The following is a 19,442-nucleotide window of genomic DNA, read 5'->3' as shown; positions in this document are numbered from 1 at the left end:
GAGCGGGCGAACGATGAAAAGTCACGGCACCGAAACTAGGCGAACTTGTGATCCTCACATCAATCGGGCATTTGTGCGGCGCTGCCGCCGGTTCATGGCTTCGAGCGGCGGGCCGGACGGAGGTCAAATGGTAGTTTCGCTGTCGCGCCGCGGTGAAGTCGAGCCGTTTCACGCCATGGACATTCTGGCCGAAGCCAACCGGCTGAAGGCGACGGGCGTGCCTGTCGTCTCCATGGCCGTCGGCCAGCCATCCGATCCGGCGCCCGTGGGCGTGAGGGAAGCAGCCGCAAATGCGCTGAGGATCGGACGCATCGGCTATACCGACACGCTCGGTCTGGCGGATCTGCGCAAGGCGATCGCCACGCATTATGGCGACCATTACGGGATCGATGTCGCGCCGAACCGGATCGCCGTGACCACGGGATCGTCGGCCGCCTTCAATCTGGCATTCCTGGCGATGTTCGATCCCGGCGACCGCGTCGCCATCGCAGCACCCGGCTATCCGGCCTACCGCAACATCATGGCCGCGCTCGGTATCCAGATCGTCGAGATCGAGCTCGGCAGCGACGCCTATCTTCATGCCGAACATTTGAAATCGGCGCACCGGGAAAAACCGCTGAAGGGTGTGTTGTTCGCCAGCCCGGCCAATCCGACAGGTGCGGTCATTCCCGTCGACGAGTTGTCGGCACTGGTGAGGACAGCCGAAGAACTCGGCATCGCGGTGATATCGGACGAAATTTATCACCGGCTGGCCTATGCCGCGCCCGACACCACGGCGCTGGCCCATGGCTCAGGCGTGACGGTGATCAATTCCTTCTCGAAATATTATTGCATGACCGGATGGCGCATCGGCTGGATGGTGCTGCCGGAAGCTCTGGTGAGGCCGATCGAGCGCATCGCCCAGAGCCTCTACATCTCGCCGCCGGAACTGTCGCAGATCGCCGCGATCGAGGCCTTCAAGCCGACCCAAGAGCTGGAAGCGGTGAAGGCGCGCTATGCCTGGAACCGCGAGCTGTTGATGCGGCGCCTGCCGGAACTCGGATTTCCCTTGGCGGCGCCGATGGACGGCGCCTTTTACGCTTTCTGCGATGTCACCCGGCATACCAATGACAGCATGGCCTTTGCGCGCAAAATGCTGGCCGAAGCCCATGTGGCGGCGACGCCCGGTCGCGATTTCGATCCGCCGGCAGGACACCGCACGATGCGCTTTTCCTATGCCGGCAGCCATGACGACATGGCCGAGGCGATGGCGCGCATCGAGCGCTGGCTGAAATAGCGGGGACGAGCATGCCGGATCTTAAACAAGCGCTGGCCGACGTCGCCGCCGAGATGGCCGAGCGCTCCGATCGCGGCGAGGTCGCCACCTACATTCCGCAGCTCGGCAAGGTCGATCCGAACAAATTCGGCATTGCCGCCGTGACCAATGACGGCCGCGTGCTGGTCGCCGGCGACGCCGACCAGGCGTTTTCGATCCAGTCCATCTCCAAGGTGTTTACGCTTACGTTGGCGCTCGGCAATGTCGGCGACGCGCTGTGGCAGCGTGTCGGACGCGAGCCGTCGGGCAATCCGTTCAACTCGATCGTGCAACTCGAGCATGAGAACGGCATTCCGCGCAATCCGTTCATCAATGCCGGCGCCATCGTCGTCTCCGACATACTGCTTGCCGGCCACCAGCCGCGCGAGGCGATCGGCGAAATCCTGCGCTTCATCCAGTTCCTTGCCGATGACGAAACCATCATCATCGACCGCGAGGTCGCGGCTTCCGAACGCGCCACCGGCTATCGCAACTTCGCGCTTGCCAACTACATGAAATCCTTCGGCAATCTCAACCATGCACCCGAGCTGTCGCTGGGCGTGTACTTCCACCATTGCGCGATCGCCATGAGCTGCCGGCAATTGGCGCTGGCCGGCCGCTTCCTCGCCAATGGCGGCAGAAACCCGGCAACCGGGCACTCCGTGGTGTCTGCCGAGCGGGCGCGGCGCATCGGCGCCATGATGCTGACCTGCGGCCACTATGACGGCTCCGGCGATTTCGCCTTCCGTGTCGGCATTCCGGGAAAAAGCGGCGTCGGCGGGGGCATATTGGGGATCGTGCCGGGTGTGGCTTCACTCGCCGTATGGTCGCCGGGCTTGAACGCCAACGGCAATTCCAAGCTGGGGTCGATCGCCTTGGAAAAACTGGCCAGGATGATGAACTGGTCGATTTTCGCCCCCTGACGCCTTCCATCATTCGCGCATGAAAAAATCCCGCGCCGTGGTTTGAACGGCGCGGGATTTTTGTCAGGAACCTATCTTAATCGGCTGAATAGCTTAGAAAAAGCCCTTCCGCTGCCACCAGCCGGCGCGCTTCGGCTTTTCCTCGGCCTTTGCCTCGTCGGCAACGCTGGAGGAAACCACCGGCACCGCGGAGGTATCCGCGGCCACGGCTTTGCGCCGTGACGGGCGAGCCTTGGCGGGCTCGTCGTCGACGGTCGTTTCCGTGGCGGCATCGGCCGCAGCGGGGGCGGCTGCTTCGACGGCAGCTTCCGGTGCAGCCTCGGCCGCCGTCTCATCGGCGACTTCCACCACAGCCTTCTTTGCCCTTGAAGCGCGCTTCTTCTTCGGCTTTTCGGCTGGAGCGTCGTCGTTCGCCGCGGCGGGAGCCGCCGCTTCTTCAACCGCTACGGCTGCTACGGGCTCGCTTGCGGCCGTTCCGACTTCAGCGGCCTCGGCCACCGAGGCGGTTTCGCCGGCTTCGGTCTCCGTGCCGTCTTCGCGACGATTGCGCTTGCCGCCGCGCTTGCCGCGACGGCGCTTCTTGCCCTGGGCGTCATCTGATGCTTCCACCGTTTCGACGGCGCCAACCTGGGCTTCGTCTTGCTGTGTTGCATCGTCATCGCCTGGTTCAGCGGCAAAGTCGTCGCTTGCCGCCGAAACCGAAGCACCTTCGGCGCCATGCTCGCGATCGCCATGTTCGCGTTCGCGATCCTTGCCGCCGCGCCGCCTGCGGCGCTTGCGACGCTTGCGGTCGCGGCCTTCGCCGTCCTCAGCCGATCTCGGCTGCTGCTGCTGCGATTGCGGCTGCGCTTGGCGCGGCTGCTCGGCCTGTACCACAACCTCGTCGTCTTCCTCCTCGATGACGATCTCGTCCTCGGGCTCTTCCGGCTCGACATAGGCCGGGAAGGTTCGCGCTTCGACAAAGCCTTCCGGCTTTTCGGCAATGGCGCCGCGGAAGATCGCGTAGTGCTGCACACCGACCGTATCATCGGCCTCGACGGTGATGGTCAGGCCAAAGCGGCTTTCGAGTTCCACCAGCGTGCCGCGCTTGTGGTTGAGCACATAGAGAGCGGTCGCCGCCGGAGTCCGCACCGTGATGTGGCTGCGCGAATCCTTGAGCAGGAATTCCTCGATCGCCCGCACCACCATCAGCGCCACCGACGAATCGGAGCGCACATGGCCGGTGCCGCCGCAATGAGGGCACGGCTTCATGGTTGATTCCAGCACGCTGGCGCGGATGCGCTGGCGCGACATCTCCATCAGACCGAAATGCGAGATGCGGCCGACCTGGATGCGGGCTCGGTCGTTCTTGAGGTGATCCTTCAGCCGCTTCTCGACGGAGCGGTTGTTGCGGTTCTCCTCCATGTCGATGAAGTCGATGACGATCAGGCCGGCGAGATCGCGCAGCCTTAATTGCCTGGCGACTTCTTCCGCCGCTTCAAGGTTGGTGTGGAGAGCGGTGTCCTCGATCGAGTGCTCCTTGGTGGAGCGGCCCGAATTGACGTCGATGGCGACCAGCGCCTCGGTCTGGTTGATGATGATATAGCCGCCGCTCTTCAGCGTCACCTGGGGCTGCAGCATGCGGTCGAGCTGCGCCTCGATCCCGTTGCGCACGAAGATCGGCGTCGTGTCGCGGAACGGCTGAACCACCTTGGCGTGGCTCGGCATCAGCATGCGCATAAAATCCTTGGCCTCGCGGTAGCCTTCCTCGCCGGAGACAAGAATCTCGTCAATATCCTTGTTGTAGAGGTCGCGCACCGAGCGCTTGATCAGGCTGCCTTCCTCATAGACGAGGGCAGGGGCGGTGGATTGCAGCGTCAGATTGCGGACGTTTTCCCAAAGCCGCATCAGATATTCGTAGTCGCGCTTGATTTCCGCCTTGGTGCGGCTTTCGCCGGCGGTGCGCAGGATGACGCCCATGCCCTGCGGCACTTCGAGATCGGCAACGACCTCCTTGAGGCGCTTGCGGTCGACCGCACTGGTGATCTTGCGCGAAATGCCGCCGCCGCGTGCGGTGTTGGGCATCAGCACCGAATAGCGGCCGGCAAGCGACAGATAGGTGGTGAGCGCCGCGCCCTTGTTGCCGCGCTCCTCCTTGACCACCTGCACCAGCAGGATCTGCCGGCGCTTGATGACTTCCTGAATCTTGTACTGGCGGCGCACCGGCTTGCGGCGGCTGCGCACCTCTTCCAGCGCATCCTCGGCGCCTACGGATTCGATCTCGTGGTCGTCCGGATGCGAGGACTGCACCTCTTCCAGCATGCCGCGATCATTGTCCTCGGAGGTGGCTTCGCCACTTGCCTCGCTGGACGACCTTTCGTCACCCGGCTCCGCCGCAGGGACAGCTTCGGAGATCACATCCGCTTCGACGCTTGCCGCGATCGATGTCGGGCCGCCTTCCGACGGTTCGGTCCCGGATGTCTCGGCGTCGGAGGCTTCGCTGTCGCCATGCCCGGCATGATCGTCATGCCCGGCGGTATTGGCCGCGGCATGCTCGGAAGCAGGCGCTTCGGAGACGGCATCGCTGCCGGCATCGCCATGTTCGCCGTTCTCATCATCGGCGCCGGCGTCGCGCTTGTGTTCGCCGCGCTCACGACCCTTGCCGCCGCGCCGGCGGCCGCGCCGGCCGCGATCGCGACTCTGGCGGTCGTCGCCGTCATTGTCCTCGTTCTCCTCGTCCTCGGCTTCCTGCGCTTCAGCGCGCAGCAAAGCCTGACGATCGGCGACCGGGATCTGGTAATAGTCGGGGTGAATTTCACTGAAGGCGAGGAAACCGTGACGGTTGCCGCCATATTCGACAAAGGCTGCCTGAAGGGAAGGTTCGACACGCGTTACGCGGGCGAGATAGATGTTTCCTTTGAGCTGCTTCTTGTCCTGAGATTCAAAGTCGAATTCTTCAATACGGTTACCGCGGATAACGACAACGCGTGTTTCCTCCGGGTGGGAGGCGTCTATCAGCATTTTGTTGGGCATTATTTCGTTTCCTCCCGGCAGCCGTCAGCCGCAGCTTGCGAGGCAAAGCCCGCTGCTGCGTGTCTGGGATGTGGGTGCCGGATGTCTGAATGTCCGCCGGACGCCGCTTGAGCGCCATGGCGGTGCCGCCCGCAGCCACAATGGCGCGGTTTGATGCGGACCTTTCCATGATTGCGCTTGAAGCCATCGTCACCAGCAGAACCTTTTGAACCAAAGCCCGGACGAACCGGACCAGCTTGTTTGCTCATACAGAGCCGGCACGGGAACAAACCCGGCCGTTTTCCTCACGCAGGCGATTCCCCCGCCACGGGCGCACACCTGCGAAATTCGTCGCGATCACCTGAAGCCTTTTCGCTGGAGCGAAAGGAGCCGCCTTTCATCTGACCTGTAGCAGGAAGCTGCGGGAGAAGCGGTTCCAGGATTGCAGTGATCCACCATCGCTTTTATGATTTGACGGGGTGGAAGGCAACCCCGATTTCGGATGCCGGCAAAAAGCAGTGCCGTAACGGAAGCACAGGCCTTAATCCTCAATGAAAAGGCTTGGTTAACCTTCTCTGGATACCAATCGTTAATCGAGTCTGCGGCCTGACCGGCATTTCGACCAACCACGCGGGCGCAAGCGCCAAACCGAGAGCGACTGCAAAGAAATGGGACTGGCGGGCATCACAGACAAGGGCCATGGCCGTGCAGGCCGTTTCCTGCGCGCTGCCGGTGTGCTGTTGCTGCTGGGGCTTTGCCTTGCTTTTGCGCCCGTTTCACGCGCCGCCGATGCGCCACTCGGCGCCACCGCCTACAAGATGGCCGGCGACGCAACCAAGATGCGCATCGTCATCGATTTCGACCGCGAGCCCGACATCAAATGGTTCCTGCTGCGCGCCCCCAACCGGCTGGTCGTGGACCTGCCGCGCACCCGATTCGCCATCGGCGCGAAGGACGCCAAGGCCCGCGGCCTGGTCAAGGCGGTGCGTTATGGCGATCAGGGCGAGGGATCGCGGCTGATCCTGACCGGCAAGGGGCCGTTCTCGGTCGACAAGCTCGAGGTGCTCAAGAACGAGGACGGCGCAGGCTATCGCATCGCCATCGACATGTCGGCAGCCTCCGACCGCGAGTTCGACGAAGCCCTTGCCAACAAGGCGCTGACCACCGGCTCGACCGTCTCCACCGACAAGGGCTCCAGGGTCGGCACAGGGCCGATCTCCAATCCCGGGCATCGCTTCACCATCGTCATCGATCCCGGCCATGGCGGCATCGACGGTGGCGCCGAAGGCCTCAACGGCACCATCGAGAAGAACGTGACGCTGGCCTTCGCCACCGAATTGCGCGACAAGCTCGCCGCCGTCGCCAACTACGACGTGTTCATGACGCGCGATACCGACGAATTCCTGCGGCTCGATGACCGCGTGCGCATCGCCCGGCAGCACGAGGCCGACCTTTTGATCTCGATCCATGCCGACACGATCAGCGTCAAGGGTATCAGAGGCGCCACCGTCTATACCGTCTCCGACAAGGCGTCCGATCCGCAAGCGCAGGCGCTTGCCGACCGTGAAAACCTCTCCGACCAGTTCGCCGGCATGGTGATCAAGGACGACAACAAGGAAGTCACCGACATACTGATCGACCTGATCCGCCGCGAGACGCATAATTTCTCGATGAGCTTTGCCCACACTCTGGTCGGCCAGTTGTCCACCAGCGTCGGCCTGATCAATAATCCGCAGCGTTCGGCCGGCTTCAAAGTGCTGAAAGCGCCCGATGTGCCGTCGGTGCTGGTGGAACTTGGCTATCTCTCCAACGCCAAGGATGAAGCGCAACTGCTCGACGCCGACTGGCGCGGCAAGGCGGCGCAGAGCATCACCAACGCCGTCGCCCTGTTTGCCTCCGCCAAGATGGGAACGGGAACCGGAGGCTGAGATGGTCGCCGCCGCCCACGACCGGAGGCAGCGTTGCACGACGACAACACCAGGCGCTTTTATTTCAGGTGGGGGATGCCTAAACCGGGCACTGCCGTATTTTGCCCACATGGTGGCGACATGGGTTTTCCATCACGGATCGGGACAGTTGCGAAGGCTTGCGCGGAAGGCGGCTTCGTCTAGGAAATTCCCGGACCTCGGACTGGAGCGGGCATGATTCGTCTTATCGGCTATTTCTTTGGTATCGGCACGACGCTGGCGCTTATCGTCGCCGCGGGCGTGGCGATATACATCAGCCATCTGTCGAAAGACTTACCCGACTACGAGGTGCTGGCCAAGTACGAGCCGCCGGTCACGACCCGCATCCATGCTTCCGACGGCTCGCTGATGGCCGAATATGCGCGCGAACGGCGGCTCTATCTGCCGATCCAGGCGGTTCCGGACCGGGTCAAGGCGGCGTTCCTGTCGGCCGAGGACAAGAATTTCTACAACCATCCCGGCATCGACATCACCGGGCTTGGCCGCGCCATCTACGTCAACCTGCAGAATCTTGGTTCGGGCAGGCGCCAGGTCGGCGCCTCGACCATCACCCAGCAGGTGGCGAAGAACTTCCTCTTGTCCTCGGACCAGACCTACGAGCGCAAGATCAAGGAGATGATCCTGGCCTTCCGCATCGAGCAGGCCTATTCGAAGGACCGCATCCTTGAGCTCTACCTCAACGAAATCTTCTTCGGCTTCGGCGCCTATGGCGTTGCGGGCGCGGCACTGACCTATTTCGACAAGTCGGTCAACGAACTCACCGTCGCGGAAGCCGCCTATCTGGCGTCGCTGCCGAAGGGGCCCAACAACTACCATCCCTTCAAGCATGCCGACCGCGCCATCGAGCGCCGCAACTGGGTCATCGACCAGATGGTCGAGAACGGCTACGTGACGCGCGAGGAAGGCGACAAGGCCAAGGCCGAGCCGCTCGGCGTGACTCCGCGCCGCAATGGCTCTTATTTGTTTGCGGGCGAATATTTCACCGAGGAAGTGCGCCGCCAGATCATCTCGCGCTATGGCGAGAACGCGCTCTATGAGGGCGGCCTTTCGGTGCGCACGACACTCGATCCGAAGATCCAGCTCATCGCCCGCAAGTCGATGCAGAACGGCTTGCTCAAATACGACACGCTGCGCGGCTATCGCGGACCGGTGACGCATATCGATGCTTCCGGCGACTGGGGCGTGGCGCTGGGCAACGTCAAGGGGCTGGAAGACGTGCCGGAATGGTCGCTTGCCGTCGTGCTCGACAGCTCGGCGACCGGCCTTTCCATCGGCCTGCAGCCGACGCGGCAGATTTCGGGCGATATCGTCAAGGAACGCGTCGAAGGCGCCGTCAGCAAGGAAGACATGAGCTTTGCCATGCGCCATGTGGTCGATGGCAAGACGGTCAAGGCCAAGTCTCCGGCCGATGTACTGCAGCCCGGCGACGTCATCTTCGTGCAGAAGAACGAAGGGTCGGAAGGCGCCTACACGTTGCGCCAGGTGCCGGAAGTGGAGGGCGGCCTGATCGCCATGGATCCACATACCGGCCGCGTGCTGGCCATGGTCGGCGGCTTCTCCTATGCGCAGTCGGAGTTCAACCGCGCCACGCAGGCGATGCGCCAGCCGGGATCGTCCTTCAAGCCGATCGTCTATTCGGCCGCGCTCGACAATGGCTATACGCCGGCCTCGGTGATCATGGACGGACCGATCACCATCCAGAGCGGCACCACGACCTGGACGCCGAAGAACTATGACGGCACGGTGGCCGGTCCCGCGACCTTGCGCTCCGGCATCGAAAAGTCGCGCAATTTGATGACGGTGCGGCTCGCCAACGACATGGGCATGAAGCTGGTGGTGGAATATGCCGAGAGGTTCGGCGTCTACGACCATCTGGCGCCGTATCTGCCTATGGCGCTGGGCTCCGGCGAGACGACGGTGATGCGCATGGTGTCGGCCTATTCGATCATGGCCAATGGCGGCAAGTCGATCAAACCCTCGCTCATCGACCGCATCCAGGACCGCTACGGCAAGACCGTGTTCAAGCAGGACGAGCGCGGCTGCGAAGGCTGCAATGCGCCCGAATGGAACAACCAGCCCGAACCGGAACTGGTCGACAATTCCGAGCAGGTGCTCGATCCGATGACCGCCTACCAGATCACCTCGATGATGGAAGGCGTGGTCCAGCGCGGCACCGGCGCCACCATCGCCGAGCTTGGCCGCCACATCGCCGGCAAGACCGGAACGACCAATGACGAGAAGGACGCCTGGTTCATCGGCTATACGCCGAACCTCGTCGTCGGCCTTTACATGGGTTACGACACGCCGCGCGGTCTCGGCCATGGCGCCACCGGCGGCGGTCTGGCGGCGCCTATCTTCAAGGACTTCATGCGCGTTGCGCTGGACGGCACGCCGAATGTCGACTTCAAGGTGCCGGAAGGCATGAACCTGGTCGCGATCAACCGCAAGACCGGCATGCGTGCCGCGTCGGGCGATCCCGGCACCATCATCGAAGCCTTCAAGCCCGGCACCGGCCCAGCCGACAGCTATTGGGTGATCGGCATGGGCGCCGACGGGTCCAACGGCGCCGGCGGACCGCTATCGCCGCAGGCTACGGAAGCCATCCAGGCACCCGGCGGCGGACTCTACTGACGACCTGATTTTTTACGTCGAATGGGCTGGCTTGTTGAGCCGGCCCATTTCGCTTTACAGGCAGCAATGCCGTGCCTATGTATCGCGCCGACCCAAGCGCCACTTCGAAAACAGGACAGAACAACCAGCCATGCGCGCGGAAACGCAGAATATTGTCGACGAGATCAGGCAGGCGATCACCCTGCTGAGGAGGCATCTTTGACTGGGATCAGGCTATAAAGCGGCTTGAATACCTGAACGTGCGCGCCGAGGATTCCAGCCTCTGGAATGATCCGCTGGAAGCGCAAAAGCTGATGCGCGAGCGCCAGGGCCTCGAAGACGGGATCGCCGGCGTCAAAAGCCTGACTCAGGCGCTGGAAGACAATATCGGCCTGATCGAACTGGGTGAGGAAGAGGGCGACCAGAGCGTGATCGCCGAGGCGGAAGCAGCCCTCCGCTCGATGCAGGGCGAGGCCAAGGCCCGCCAGGTCGAGACGCTGCTGTCGGGCGAGGCAGACGCCAACGACACCTATCTCGAAGTCCATGCCGGCGCCGGCGGCACCGAGAGCCAGGACTGGGCCTCGATGCTTCTGCGCATGTACACGCGCTGGGCCGAGCGTCGCCGTTTCAAGGTCGAAGTGCTGGAAGTCCATGACGGCGAAGAGGCCGGCATCAAGTCCGCCACGCTCCTGATCAAGGGCCACAATGCCTATGGCTGGCTGAAGACCGAGTCGGGCGTTCATCGCCTGGTCCGCATTTCACCCTATGACAGCAATGCGCGCCGCCACACGTCCTTCTCCAGCGTCTGGGTCTACCCGGTCGTCGATGACAGGATCGAGATCGACGTCTCGGAATCCGATGTACGCATCGACACCTACCGCTCATCCGGTTCGGGCGGCCAGCACGTCAACACCACGGACTCGGCGGTTCGCATCACCCATATCGCCACCGGCATCGCGGTTGCCTGCCAAGCCGAACGCTCGCAGCACAAGAACAAGGCGAAGGCCTGGGAAATGCTGCGCTCGCGCCTTTACGAGGAAGAGCTGAAGAAGCGCGAAGCGGTGGCCAATGCCACAGAAGCGTCGAAGAGCGACATCGGCTGGGGTCACCAGATTCGTTCCTATGTGCTGCAGCCCTACCAGTTGGTGAAGGACCTGCGCACCGGCGTCGAGAGCACCAGCCCCTCGAGCGTGCTCGACGGCGACCTCGACGACTTCATGGAAGCCTCGTTGTCGCAGCGCATCGAGGGTGGTGCCGGTGAAGCCGTGGCCGACCTCGACTAGGATATGTCCATATTCAGCTGAGGCCGGCCTGCGAATGGCTGATTCCTGCGCTTCCGCCACTTTCGACTCGGCCTGACTTTGTTCTGACATATCCCTGGGCGGGGAGCGAAGGAGGAACCATGACTCGCAGGCTCACCGGCAAATGCTTTTGCGGCGCGGTTCATTATGAGGTGAGGGACGAGTTCGTCTATGCCGCCAACTGCCATTGTTCGAACTGTCGGCGCACCACAGGTTCCGCTTTCAAGTCCTTCGCCGGCATCGAGCGCGAGAAATTTGCCCTTGCCGAAGGGCATCACGGGCTCATCCATTTCGGCGATGACAGCGGCCACGATGCGCATTGCAGCCGCTGCGGCTCGTTGCTGTATTCGCTGGTCCGCGACGGCGCCTATGTCCACATCGCCATGGGCACGCTGGTCGACGATCCGACGACCCGGCCGACCGCGCATATTTTCGTCGGCTCCAAGGCGCCATGGTTCACCATCGCCGACGACTTGCCGCAATATGAAGGGCGTGTGATCGCCGGTCCAGGCGACGTATAGGCTGGAACCACATACGGCCAATCCCGTTGTTTCGTTGCCCGTCTGCCGGGAGTTGAGCCTGGCCTTGGATCTCGTCAGCGGTTGCAGATAGCGGCGTAGATGTGCTGCCTCGCGCAGCAACTTCTTGCGCCGGCCAAGGAATCAGCCCAGCATCCGAGGGCTGGAAGAGAAAAAGCATTTATGGCCGGACGCGGCATATCTGCGACCTGACGATCCGGCCACTGGGAAGACACGTTCCGGGAACGGGCAAGCGAAACGCTTGATGCTCGTTTGAAAGGAACGCTTCCATGTCTGCTGCCACTCTCCGATCGGCCAGAGCCGTTCAACCGGCTGGCCGACTCCTGTTTTCCTTGTTCGTGACCCCGATCTTTGCAATCGCGATGCTTGCGGCGGTGCTGACCGCACCCGCCTTCGCCCATGACGCCAAGCCTACGGCGGCGAAGCCGCAAGGCTGGAGTTATCCCTTCGCCTGCTGCGCAAACTACGACTGCCGCACCACCCATACCGGCGAGGTGCTGGAAAAGCCGGAGGGCTATGTCATCGCCGGAACGGGGGAGGTCGTTCCGATGAGCGACAAGCGGGTCAAGGACTCACCCGACGGCGATTTCCACTGGTGCGCGCATCAGGCCGGCCTCGACGCAGGCAAGACGATCTGCCTGTTCGTGCCACCGCGTTCCTACTGAGTTCTGTTGGCAGTTCTCATCGGAAGGCCGGCCTTGGTGCTGAAGGCGCTTGCGTCAGACGGAAGCAGCGAGTGCTGAGGCGAAGTCGCGATACGGGCGCAGTGGGCGACCCAGAAGTGCCGTCAGGCGCTCGACGTCGCCGGCCTCGGGCAACATCCCGTCGGTGAAGAAACGCTCGCCCATCAGGCGCATGTCGTAGGCCATCCAGGCGGGCAGGAACTGCTTGAGATTTTGCTCAAAACCCTCCGTATTGTCGCCGCTGTAGCTGATCGGGCGGGCGAGTACGTCTGACCAGATTGCGGCAATGTCCGTCCCGGTCAGTGTCTGCGGACCGACGAGGTTGATCCTCTCGAACGCAAGCGGCTCCTTGGACCGTTCGCGACGCAGCAGCTCAAGAGCGGCGATCTCGGCGATATCGCGGGCATCGATCATGGCAAGACCCTTGGGGCCGATCGGCATTGGGTAGGTGCCGTAGCCGGTGATGACGTCTTCGACCGTCAGATCGTTCTGGATGAAGTAGGCCGGGCGCAAGATCGTAGCTTTGAAGTCCATCTGCTCGATCATTCGCTCGACGCCGAACTTGCCCGCGAAATGCGGCACGTTCACATAGACGTCAGCGTGGATCACCGAGAGATACACGATCCGCTCGATGCCGGCCGATCGGGCGACATTCAAGGCGATCAAAGCCTGGGTGAATTCGTCCGGCACCACGGCGTTCAAGAGGAACAGCGTGGAAACGCCAGACATGGCTTTGCGCAGCGAATCGACATCGAGAAAGTCGCCTTGCACGACGGATACGCCTGCCGGAAAACTGGCTTTCGACGGATCGCGCACGAGAGCACGCACATCGGCGCCGCGCTTGGCGAGCTGTTCGACGACTTGGCGGCCGATATTGCCGGTGGCGCCGGTAACGAGAATGGTCATGGAATTTCTCCTGTTGGGTTGCTTGACAGCCCCAATATGTGTGGCTCACAAAGAGCCCAGTAGACGGCATTTTTAGACACGTCGTCTCGCTGGTGGGACTGTCATGGATCTTTTAGCCCTTACCGATTTTAACCTCGTGGCTCGCCATGGCGGCTTCGGCAAAGCGGCAAGGTCCACCGGCCGGCCCAAGGCAACGTTGTCCCGGCGCGTTGGCGAATTGGAAAGCAGTCTGGATCTGCGTCTGTTCGAACGGGGTGCGCGTAACCTGAAGCTGACCGAAGAAGGACGGGCGCTCTTCGAGCGGACGGGGGCGTTGCTTGCCGAGCTGGACGAGACGGCATCGGCGATTGCCTCGGGCGGCCAGAGACCCAAGGGCAGATTGCGGATCAGCGCGCCTTTGCATTTTTCACAGACTGCAATGGGGAGGATCGCTGCGGGATTTGCCCTGAGGTATCCTGAGGTGAGGCTTGAAGTGACCACCGAAGACCGGCATGTCGACATGATCGAGGAAGGCTACGATCTGGTAATCCGGGTCAATCCGGATCCCGATGAAAGCCTGGTCGGACGGGCGTTTCTCCGCGACCGCCTGGTCGTTGTCGCGAGCCCGGACCTTCCTCGCCCGGCCGATGGGCTCGCCGCTCCTGGCGTTGCGCGCGGGACAGGCGAGCGGCAAACATGGCAGGTGAAGACACCAGGTGGCCGGGCAACACTTAGAATCGAGCCGGTCCTCGCCTTGTCGACGCTCATCATGGTCCGGGATGCGGTGCGAGCCGGCATCGGCGCAGGACGGCTTCCCATTTCGTTGGTGGCCCACGACCTGGCTGACGGCACACTGGTGAATTGGGGGGATATTGACGGCCCCGAGATTTCTCTATGGACGCTCTACCCGTCGCGGCGGCTGCTCAGCGCGCGCGTGTCGGCGTTCCTGGATTTTCTGAAACAGGCTTTCCCAAACGGGACGCCGGACGAACTGGCCGCCTATATCGGCAGGTGACGACGATTGGGAGGTGACGACGGGTCCGCTTCGGCCAGAGCGCCGCTCGGCTCGATCGACCGGAGCCTGCTGACAGACAGTTGTCAGGAGCCTTCCTTTATGGTGCCTTGCCGCATGGGTGGCGAGCAACGGAGAGGAAAGCTTTTCATGACCATCAAGGCCAGCTGTCATTGCAAGGCGACGACGTTCGAGGTCTCGCAGGCGCCCGAGACGGTAACACAATGCACCTGCTCGTTCTGCTCCAAGCGCGGTTCGCTGTGGGCTTACTACGTTCCGTCGCAATTCAAGCTCACCAGCTCGCCGGAAAACGTTTCCTTCTATCAATGGGGATCGAAGACCGTCAAACACGGGTTTTGCGCCATTTGCGGCTGCGGCACCTTCACCGAAACGCCGGACTGGTCAACCGGCAAACCGGACTTCGACAATCCCAAGATATCAGTCAATTCGCGGCTGTTCGACGATTTCGACCTCGATAAGGTCGAGGTGGTCGTCATTGACGGCAAGAACCTCTGGTAGGCCAGCACCAGCCACCGAAGCGGAAGAGTGGCGCGAGCGGGGAAAAGCCGCTTTCATCGCTCGGTTTTTCGCCGCATTTCATGTTACAAGACCGGAGAAGGGCTTATATGCGCGAGCCGCAAAGGCCGCGCTTTGGAGAGGGACGATTCTATGAAAAAGACTGTGCTCGTCGCCGTTGCGACGGCTGTGCTGGTGAGTGCCTGCACCACGACCGATCCGTACACCGGCGAGCAGAAGGTTTCGAACACCGCAGCCGGCGCCGGCCTTGGCGCCCTGGCGGGTGCGGGCCTCGGCCTGCTTGCCGGCGGCAATGACCGCCGCAACGCGCTGATCGGCGCCGGTATCGGCGCGCTGGCCGGCGGCGCCATCGGCGCGACCATGGACCAGAACGAGGCTGAACTGCGCCGCCAACTCGAAGGCACCGGCGTCAGCGTCACCCGCACCGGCGACCAGATCATCCTCAACATGCCGTCCGACATTACTTTCAACGTCGACCAGGATGCGGTGAAGCCCGGCTTCTACCAGGTGCTGAACTCGGTTGCGCTGGTGCTGAAGAAGTTCAAGCAGACCACGGTCGACGTGTTCGGCCATACCGATTCGACCGGTGGCGACGAACACAATTTCGATCTGTCGCAGCGCCGCGCATTGGCGGTCGCCAACTATCTCTCAGGCCAAGGTGTCGATTCGCGCCGCTTCGCCGTCACCGGATTCGGCAAGACCCGTCCGATCGCGTCCAATGGAACGGCGGCCGGCCGTGCGCAGAACCGGCGCGTCGAGATCCAGCTTTCGCCGCTGACCTGATCAGGTCGGCATCGAAATGCGAAAGCGGCCCCGCAAGGGCCGCTTTCTTTTTGGGCTCCTGTGGTCCGCCAAAAGGTCTAACGCATTAGAGATTTCTAATAATCCTTTCCGGAGGCCTTGGAAGGGATTAGCATTGGTGCGGTTCCAGAGGGGATGGGGCGATACAAACGGCCGCGCAGTCACTTAGTCGGCCCCGGTCCTGCACGGCCAGATAAGGAAATCTGGGAGGAATGCATGACAAGAACAGCTCGTCTTCGGCGTTGCGGCGTCCTCATTTTGACAGGTCTGCTCTCTGCTTGGTGCGCAGCGGCCACGGCTCGAGCCGAGGACGCCAACAAAGCCGACATCGAAGCGTTGAAGAAATCGCTCGCCAAATATGAAGACTACACGGTCGCCGTCCGCGACCTTTATCTGTCGACTGTCGGGTGCGTCTATTACAGCGGGGACAGGATCGAGGGCGCAATGGACTATCCGAAGGGCGCTATGGGCATCCATTTCGTCAACGTCCCGAGTGTCGGTCAGAAACTCGATCCGATGCGCCCCAATGTGCTGATCTACGAGCCGACCAAGAAAGGCTTGAAATTGGTTGGCGTGGAATGGCTGATGCCCCTGACGCCAGACACCAAGGAACCTCCAAAACTATTTGGCCAGACCTTCATGGGACCGATGGAAGGGCACTATCCGCTCATTCCGAGGGAGTTCGTCCACTACGACCTTCATGCCTGGCTGTTCAGAGACAATCCGAACGGCATGTTCAGTCCGACCAACCCGAACGTGAAATGCAGCAAGGCAGAGTTTCCGATGCTGGAAAAACCGACCAAGATGATGCCCGGCCCGATGTGACGGACGGGCCAGGATAGAAGCTTGCCAAGGGTGCAAGCTGGCCGGCTGCATTTGAGAGCGCTCGGGATCAGGCTCGGACGACGATCGGCATGAGGGCCGGCGCGCATGAAGGCTGCCCGCATGATGTCGTCGTCGGGAAGCCGACAATGGCGGCAAAATTGCGCACGCGCCAGCATCGCGCTGGGCGCTAAGGGGCCGTTTTGCGTTAAGACTCGACCAGACATTCGGCTCAGCCCGCAGCAGCCACTTCGCTGAGGATCGAGCAGATGCGGGAGATTGTTTCATCCGCAAGATCGGTCCAACAGGGTAGCCCCAGTTGAGTCGCTACCAGTATGTCAGTGGTCTGTAGCGGCAGCCTGGGAAAATGTTCGAAGGCTGCGTGCCGATGCAGACCGCCACCCCACCACCGGCGCACACCAACCCCTCCTTTCGCCAGCGCCGTGAGCGCCCGGTCCATCGAACCAGGCGGCAGGCCAATGGTGACGGTGGAGGATATCCATTTTTCGCCGAACCCCTCCGGCAAGCTCAGCCCGGAAATCGACCCCAGCGAGCGGCTATAGCTTGTGGCAACGCGCTTGTAGGCGGCACGCGTATGTGGCCACAGCTCAAGTGCAGCCAGGCCGACGGCCGCACCATACTCGCTGAGCTTGCCGTTCAGGGCCGGTCTGACCGCCTCGCGCGAATTTGAAAAACCAAAGTTGGCACCCTCCGCGATTTCCTCGATCAGAGAGCCGTCGTCTGACGCGATAAAACAACCTTCGCCGATGCCGAGTGCCTTGGTGGCATGCAGGCTGACGACTGCCGGAACCCGCGATGGCGTCAAGGTGTCGAAGGCTGCGGCTGCGTCAATTACCACGGCAAGACCGGTATCGCTCTTGAACCGATCCCAGTTCGCGACACCAATCGGGCGGCCGAACGGCATGACCGGCATGACCGCTCCGATGCCGCCGGGAGCCTGGCGGAGGAGTTCTGCCGCGCTCTCGGGCAACAGTTGCTGGCTGTCCAGGTCTACGTCGACCAGCCATGGAACGAGCCCTGCGAGGACCGCCGCGTGCGCGCTGGCCGCGAAGGTCCAGGACGGCATCATGCAGAGACTTCCCTTCGCCGGTTTCTGCGCCATCAATGCGAGCGCCAACCCCAGCGTTGCGTTTGCGCCACATACGACATGGCCTGCAGCGGTCCGAGTCTTGAGAGCTTCCTGGAAACGCCGGTTCAACGGACCGTTGTTGCTGTACCAGCGGGTTGCATCGATCTCGTGCAGATAGGGAAGGATGCTGTCGCCTGTCGGCAGTCGCGGGCGCGACACGGGAACATCGGGCGCTGGGCCGGGATCGGCATCCCACAATCCGTCGGCGTTCAAGCTCTACCGCCTGCGGTCTTGTCCAGATAGAGGCCTTCATTTGCGGGTATGGGCCGCAAGGTTTCGGGCCGGCTGGTCCCGATCTCGATCTTACTGCTGGTCCGCGAGATGGTGTAAAAATGCCAGTGATCGGCGCAAAGCAGCACGAAACTGGCGAATGGTATCGCCTCGCGGCCGCAGAGACGCCGGTTGCGGCGCCAATGCCTGACATAGGCGCCGCCCAGCGACATCGCGCTGCGCTTGGCAAGCAAAGCTCTGAAGAGTCGGGCAGCCATCAGGATGGCACCGGCCAATTCCGCAATCCGGGTCACGCCGGAACGCTTCCGGCCGATCAGGGTTGCAAGCGTCGCCCGGCTCTTGCGAAAGCCTGGCGATCCGAAATAGCCATCCACAAGGCGGCTGAAGTAGGCGTCCGGCTCGTAAAGGCGCTGCACCAACCTGTCATAGCCGGCCCTCAGCGCTTCGCGCGTCATCTTCTTCGGGCGGAAGCTGACATAGGGGTCGCTGAGGTCCAGCCGACCCTCCATCTTCAGCCGCCCATAGAGCGGCGTCGTGGGGATCGGGCACAAGATTGCCACAGATGCTTGCGCGATACCGATTTGCTGAATGAACTCGAACTGCTCATCGAAGATCGCCTCATCGTCGCTATCGAAACCGACGATGAAACCCGCCTGAATCACCAGCCCGCTGTCGCGGATGCGCTGCAATTTGTCGATCATGCTGTCGCCACGAACGTTCTGGATCTTCCTCGTTTCCATCAGCGACTTGGCGCGGGGCGACTCGATGCCGACAAAGACTTGGCGGAAATTGGCCAGACGCATCAGATCGAGCATTTCCGCGTCGTCACCCAGATTGATGCTGGCTTCTGTCGAAAAGGCCAATGGATAGCCGTTTACCTTTTGCCAATCGATCAGGCCTCTCAGGAGTTCCTTGGCCTTGACCTTGTTACCGATGAAATTGTCGTCGACCAGAAAACAGGTACGGAAGCCCGCCTTCACGATCGCATCGAACTCGCGAATCATTTGCGCCGGCGACTTCAGGCGTGGCCGGCGACCGAAGATGGTAATGATGTCGCAGAATTCACAAAGGAAGGGGCATCCTCGCGAGAACTGTAGAGACGCTACCACGTAGCTTCCAGATTTCAGCAGGTCATATCGAGGCGTGGGGACGGTCTCCATATCGGTTTTCGCGTCCTGCTCGTAGCGCTTCTGGACAGGCTCTCCGCGAGCGAAAGCCGTCAGGAAGCGAGGCCACGTTTCCTCGGCTTCGCCGATGAAGCGCACGTCGCAGCGGTCGACAAACTCCGCCTCCGACACCGAGACATAGGGACCGCCCGCGGCGACGGTAATCGGTAGATCGCGCAGTCTCTCGAGGATTTCAAACATGCGGTCGCGCTGCACGATCATGCCGGTCACGCCGACGATGTCGAAGGCACCGAGCCGCTCGAAATCCAGGTCCTCGACATTCTCATCGAGCAGGACGACATCACAATGATCCGGAGCAAGCGCCGCAAGGGCGGGCAGGGAACCTGTCACGATCCAGCTGCCTTTCTTGCCAGGCAGAACGGGAAGCACCTCGTCCCGGCTCCAGACGGAAGGGCGGAACCGCGGATTGATGAGGCAAACCCGAAGCTTGCGCGGCAAAGGCATATTCGAAGTGTCCATCGAGTATAAGCCTGTGAGTGAGCGATTCAGTGACATGATGTTTCGCGCAG

General features: G+C 62.1%; 15 protein-coding genes. 11 read left to right on the top strand and 4 right to left on the bottom strand.

The window, feature by feature from the left end:
- Positions 1-127: 127 nt before the first annotated feature.
- Together ACYG97_RS10105 and ACYG97_RS10100 are read left to right on the top strand one after the other, a co-directional pair.
- Complete coding sequence (locus ACYG97_RS10105) at positions 128-1,276, top strand: pyridoxal phosphate-dependent aminotransferase (RefSeq protein WP_023734405.1); 1,149 nt, start codon at positions 128-130, stop codon at positions 1,274-1,276.
- Between the two features lie 11 nt (positions 1,277-1,287).
- Positions 1,288-2,217, top strand: coding sequence for a glutaminase (locus ACYG97_RS10100; protein WP_023734404.1), 930 nt, complete (start codon positions 1,288-1,290; stop codon positions 2,215-2,217).
- Positions 2,218-2,310: 93 nt separating this feature from the next.
- Here ACYG97_RS10100 and ACYG97_RS10095 read toward each other — a convergent pair whose 3' ends face one another.
- Positions 2,311-5,229: a ribonuclease E/G gene (locus ACYG97_RS10095; protein WP_023691224.1), complete on the bottom strand. Its 2,919-nt coding sequence runs from the start codon at positions 5,227-5,229 to the stop codon at positions 2,311-2,313.
- A gap of 647 nt (positions 5,230-5,876) precedes the next feature.
- Between ACYG97_RS10095 and ACYG97_RS10090 the strand changes: the two genes are divergently transcribed.
- The 5 genes from ACYG97_RS10090 (at position 5,877) to ACYG97_RS10070 (ending at position 12,290) form a co-directional block, all read left to right on the top strand.
- Positions 5,877-7,136: an N-acetylmuramoyl-L-alanine amidase gene (locus tag ACYG97_RS10090; protein WP_023734403.1), complete on the top strand. Its 1,260-nt coding sequence runs from the start codon at positions 5,877-5,879 to the stop codon at positions 7,134-7,136.
- Positions 7,137-7,349: 213 nt separating this feature from the next.
- Positions 7,350-9,806: a penicillin-binding protein 1A gene (locus ACYG97_RS10085; protein ID WP_023667477.1), complete on the top strand. Its 2,457-nt coding sequence runs from the start codon at positions 7,350-7,352 to the stop codon at positions 9,804-9,806.
- A 130-nt stretch (positions 9,807-9,936) separates the two neighbouring features.
- A protein-coding gene (gene prfB, locus ACYG97_RS10080; protein ID WP_155922402.1) for a peptide chain release factor 2 occupies positions 9,937-11,068 on the top strand; the annotation gives its coding sequence in 2 pieces (ribosomal slippage) (positions 9,937-10,002 and positions 10,004-11,068; 1,131 coding nt in all).
- 119 nt (positions 11,069-11,187) lie between these two features.
- A complete protein-coding gene (locus ACYG97_RS10075; RefSeq protein WP_023734402.1) occupies positions 11,188-11,607 on the top strand; it encodes a GFA family protein in 420 nt (139 codons plus the stop codon).
- Positions 11,608-11,894: 287 nt separating this feature from the next.
- Positions 11,895-12,290, top strand: coding sequence for a hypothetical protein (locus tag ACYG97_RS10070; RefSeq protein WP_023667474.1), 396 nt, complete (start codon positions 11,895-11,897; stop codon positions 12,288-12,290).
- Between the two features lie 54 nt (positions 12,291-12,344).
- On the opposite strand, the gene ACYG97_RS10065 is transcribed toward ACYG97_RS10070, so the two are convergent.
- On the bottom strand, positions 12,345-13,214 hold the full coding sequence (locus ACYG97_RS10065) for an NmrA/HSCARG family protein (protein ID WP_023715785.1): 870 nt from the start codon (positions 13,212-13,214) through the stop codon (positions 12,345-12,347).
- A 103-nt stretch (positions 13,215-13,317) separates the two neighbouring features.
- Here ACYG97_RS10065 and ACYG97_RS10060 point away from each other — a divergent pair, with 103 nt between their 5' ends.
- The 4 genes from ACYG97_RS10060 (at position 13,318) to ACYG97_RS10045 (ending at position 16,368) form a co-directional block, all read left to right on the top strand.
- Positions 13,318-14,208 carry a LysR family transcriptional regulator gene (locus ACYG97_RS10060; protein ID WP_023734401.1) on the top strand — a complete coding sequence of 297 codons (891 nt, stop codon included), beginning with the start codon at positions 13,318-13,320 and terminating at the stop codon, positions 14,206-14,208.
- 147 nt (positions 14,209-14,355) lie between these two features.
- A complete protein-coding gene (locus ACYG97_RS10055) occupies positions 14,356-14,724 on the top strand; it encodes a GFA family protein (protein ID WP_023667471.1) in 369 nt (122 codons plus the stop codon).
- A gap of 150 nt (positions 14,725-14,874) precedes the next feature.
- Positions 14,875-15,525, top strand: a complete 651-nt coding sequence (locus ACYG97_RS10050; protein ID WP_023667470.1) for an OmpA family lipoprotein — start codon at positions 14,875-14,877, stop codon at positions 15,523-15,525.
- 234 nt (positions 15,526-15,759) lie between these two features.
- Entirely contained in the window at positions 15,760-16,368 is a 609-nt protein-coding gene (locus ACYG97_RS10045; protein WP_023734400.1) for a hypothetical protein, read from the top strand.
- A gap of 229 nt (positions 16,369-16,597) precedes the next feature.
- On the opposite strand, the gene ACYG97_RS10040 is transcribed toward ACYG97_RS10045, so the two are convergent.
- Both ACYG97_RS10040 and ACYG97_RS10035 read right to left on the bottom strand, forming a co-directional pair.
- Positions 16,598-17,728 (bottom strand): DegT/DnrJ/EryC1/StrS family aminotransferase, encoded by a 1,131-nt coding sequence (locus ACYG97_RS10040; RefSeq protein WP_084023782.1) that lies wholly within the window; start codon positions 17,726-17,728, stop codon positions 16,598-16,600.
- A complete protein-coding gene (locus ACYG97_RS10035) occupies positions 17,725-19,392 on the bottom strand; it encodes a B12-binding domain-containing radical SAM protein (protein ID WP_084023781.1) in 1,668 nt (555 codons plus the stop codon). Before ACYG97_RS10035 ends, ACYG97_RS10040 begins: the two co-directional genes overlap by 4 nt.
- Positions 19,393-19,442: the final 50 nt, after the last annotated feature.

This window comes from Mesorhizobium sp. W067, from assembly GCF_054719525.1.
The sequence above is the reverse complement of the archived record's forward strand: the minus strand, read 5'-3'. Positions and strand labels throughout refer to the sequence as shown.